Origin of the sequence: Bradyrhizobium sp., from assembly GCF_049798375.1 — a bacterium.
Taxonomy (GTDB): Bacteria; Pseudomonadota; Alphaproteobacteria; order Rhizobiales; family Xanthobacteraceae; genus Bradyrhizobium.
The window spans coordinates 1-2,831 of record NZ_JBARGP010000594.1 but is presented as its reverse complement, the minus strand read 5'-3'; the positions used below and the strand labels follow the sequence as shown (position 1 = coordinate 2,831).

Below are 2,831 nucleotides of genomic sequence, written 5' to 3'. Positions count from 1 at the left end.
GCCGGCTGCAGTCCCATCCATTTTGCGTCTCCCGAAATATCGTCCTTTGCGGATCTTGATATTTATCTGCCTGTATAGACCGGCTTGCGTTTCTCGAGAAAGGCCTGAATGCCTTCCTTGAAATCTTCCGAGCGGCTGCACAGCACCTGGTTGCGATCCTCCATCGCAATCACGGCTTCGATCGAGCCGGCATCGACGCTCATGTTGAGGCACTCCTTCGACAGCCGCAGGCCGACCGGCGAGGCCACCATCATCGCATCGACGTAAGGCGCGGCCGCCGCATAGAGCCCGTCCTCCTCGACCACCTCCGAGACCAGACCGACGGCGAGCGCGCGCTCCGCGCCGATGAAGCGGCCGGTGAGGATCAGTTCGGAGGCGACGGAGACGCCGACCAGCCGCGGCAGGAAATAGCTGGTGCCGATGTCGCAGCCGCCGAGACCGAGCTTGATGAAGGCGCAATTCATCCGCGCGGATCTGGTGGCGATGCGGATGTCAGATGCGAGCGCCAGCGCGAAGCCGCCGCCGGCTGCGGCCCCCTGCACCAATGCAACGATCGGCTGCGGGCAGCGCCGCATCAGCATCACGATGTCGGCAATACGCCGCTGCGAATCCAGCGAGTCGGTGGCGCCGAGCGGCTCGTTGATGCCGGCGCGGCGCTGCATCGCGGCTTTCAGGTCGAGCCCGGCGCAAAAATTCTTGCCCGCGCCGCGCAACACCACGACGCGCGTGGTGCGATTGCGCTGCAGGCTTTCGAAATAGCCGTTGAGCGCGTCGATCAAGGCGGGATCGAGCGCGTTCAGGCTTTCGGGGCGATTGAGCGTGACCCAATCGACGCCGTCTTTGTGGTCGATCAAGAGCGGTTGAGACACGACAACTCTCCAACGCTTCAACAAAATCCGGCGCCCGTTGCCGCGCCCTCTCCCCTTGCGGGAGAGGGCTATTCCGCAGCTGGCTACAAACTCCGTTGGGTGAGGGGTCTCTCTCGGCATTTGCATGCGCGGAGAGAACCCCTCACCCGGCGCCTTCGGCGCCACTTCTCCCACAAGGGGAGAGGGTGCACTTCCAGTGAAACGACTACCGCGGGGCCATGCGGATGGCGCCGTCGAGGCGGATAGTCTCGCCGTTGAGCATCGGATTCTCCACGATGTGGACCGCGAGGTTGCCGTATTCCGAGGCGTCGCCGAGCCGGGCCGGATGCGGCACCTGGGCGCCGAGGCTTTTGCGCGCCTCCTCGTTCAAGCCCATCAGCAGCGGCGTCAGGAACAAGCCGGGCGCGATGGTGTTGACGCGGATCTTCTGGCTGGCGAGATCGCGCGCCGCCGGCAGCGTGAGGCCGACCACGCCACCCTTGGAGGCCGAATAGGCGATCTGGCCGATCTGGCCTTCATAGGCCGCGACGCTCGCGGTGTTGATGATGACGCCGCGTTCCTCGCCGACCACCTCGGTGGTGATGGCGCGCTCGGCGAACAGCCGCAGCACGTTGAAGGTGCCGATCAGGTTGACGGTGATGATGCGGGTGAACTTGGCCAGCGGATAGACGCCGTCCTTGCCGACAATGCGCTGCGAGCCGCCGATGCCGGCACAGTTCACCAGCACGCGGGCGACACCATGCGCGGCTTCGGCCTTGGCGAGCGCGGCCTTGACCTGCTCTTCATTGGTGACGTCGGCATGCAACGCGACGCCCTTCACTTCGGCGGCGACCTTCTCCGCATTTTCCAGGCTCTGGTCGAGCACGCCGATTTTGGCGCCCTTGGCGGCCATGGCGCGCGCAGTGGCGGCGCCGAGCCCCGAACCGCCGCCGGTGATGACGACGGCAACATCTTTCAACTGCATGATGTTAGTCTCCTTGGACGTTTCTTGTTGGAATGGCGAATGGCGAATAGGGAGTAGGGAATTGGGAAACGTCTCCCTCTAATCGCCATTCCCTATTCGCTATTCGCCTTGATGATTCCACCGCACACCATCGCCTCCATATGCGCGACGTATTGCCGGCAGACCTCGTCGGTGACCGGGCCGATTCCGATCGCGCGCGACATGGCGTGGCGGCCGAAGAACAGGTGATCGCAGGCCCCGATCAGGCTGGTGTAGAACAGCACCGGATCGACCTCGCGGAATTCGCCGGCCTTCCTGCCTTCTTCGAGCAGGCGGCGCTGAAAATCCAGCAACGGCGCCACGAAGAATTCCGACACGTCGTCGGCGGCCTCTTGCGTGCTCTCATGCAGCAGATAGTGGATCAGCCGGTTCATATAGGGAAACCGGTGATAGGCGCGGATGATGCCGCCGATATGCAGCTTCAGCTTGGCGGTCGGCGAGATCGGCTGTGCCAGGAGGTATTCGAGGTTGGTCACTTCCGTTGCAGCATCGCGCGCGAGCAGCGCCAGCAACAGACCGTCCTTGTTACCGAAATGATATTTCACCAGTGCGGAATTGGCGCCGGACCTCTGGGCGATGTCGCTCAGGGATACCTCGATCGAGGAGCGCGCGATCATCAGTTCGCTGGCCGCGACCAAAAGCTTTTCCGCGGTGGCATTCCGCCCCGCGGGAACTCTATTTGGCGCGTTGCTCGTGAGCTCAGATGCCATGGATCCGTCCAAAACCGGACGGCAGATAAGCCGAAGCAAGCGGCGAGCTCAAGAGTTAATTGATCGATTGACTAAGTCGTCTTTGGCCATTTAAATCGCACCAACATAAGAACCAAGTCTAGGGAGGATACGTCATGGCCGAGGCCTATATCGTCGCGGCTGCCCGCACTGCGGGCGGCCGCAAGGGGGGCCGTCTGGCCGGCTGGCATCCGGCCGACCTCGCCGCGCAGGTGCTCGATGCACTGGTGG

Annotated in this window: 3 protein-coding genes; all 3 read right to left on the bottom strand. The window is 63.2% G+C overall.

Going from position 1 to position 2,831, the window contains the following annotated elements; translation table 11 throughout:
* Window positions 1-62: 62 nt before the first annotated feature.
* The 3 genes from WA702_RS23930 to WA702_RS23920 all read right to left on the bottom strand — a co-directional run bounded on the left by WA702_RS23930 (window position 63) and on the right by WA702_RS23920 (window position 2,582).
* Entirely contained in the window at window positions 63-869 is an 807-nt protein-coding gene (locus WA702_RS23930) for an enoyl-CoA hydratase/isomerase family protein (protein WP_425113031.1), read from the bottom strand.
* A 205-nt stretch (window positions 870-1,074) separates the two neighbouring features.
* A complete protein-coding gene (locus tag WA702_RS23925) occupies window positions 1,075-1,833 on the bottom strand; it encodes an SDR family NAD(P)-dependent oxidoreductase (RefSeq protein WP_425113030.1) in 759 nt (252 codons plus the stop codon).
* A 92-nt stretch (window positions 1,834-1,925) separates the two neighbouring features.
* Entirely contained in the window at window positions 1,926-2,582 is a 657-nt protein-coding gene (locus WA702_RS23920) for a TetR family transcriptional regulator (protein ID WP_425113029.1), read from the bottom strand.
* Window positions 2,583-2,831: the final 249 nt, after the last annotated feature.

Coding starts and splice junctions, on each gene's coding strand:
- WA702_RS23925 (WP_425113030.1), bottom strand. CDS start 1,833: ATGCAGTTGAAAGATGTTGCCGTCGTCATCACCGGCGGCGGTTCGGGG.
- WA702_RS23920 (WP_425113029.1), bottom strand. CDS start 2,582: ATGGCATCTGAGCTCACGAGCAACGCGCCAAATAGAGTTCCCGCGGGG.